Below are 250 nucleotides of genomic sequence, written 5' to 3'. Positions count from 1 at the left end.
ATACTATCGAATTCTTTTGCTTTTGCGTCTAATGTATCGCGGAGTGCTTTTACCGCTGGAATCAATAGGCTATTAATCTGACGAGCAGCAGACACACGAATCGCGGTTGGGAAGCTGTCGTTGGTAGACTGTGCATGGTTGACATGGTCATTCGGGTGAATCGGCGTATAGCTGCCACGCTCAGAACCAGCGATTTCATTGGCACGATTAGCAAGCACTTCGTTCATGTTCATGTTTGACTGGGTGCCAG

The 250-nt window shown here is 48.0% G+C and carries 1 protein-coding gene; it reads right to left on the bottom strand.

The window, feature by feature from the left end; genetic code table 11:
- The coding region (locus AAEZ03_RS28375) for a lyase family protein (RefSeq protein WP_350583292.1) at window positions 1–250 on the bottom strand (250 nt) is incomplete at both ends.

This window comes from Pseudomonas sp. HY2-MNA-CIBAN-0224, assembly GCF_040310285.1.
GTDB classification, from domain to species: domain Bacteria; phylum Pseudomonadota; class Gammaproteobacteria; order Pseudomonadales; family Pseudomonadaceae; genus Aquipseudomonas; species Aquipseudomonas helleri.
This window is presented reverse-complemented; position numbering and strand designations above follow the sequence as displayed.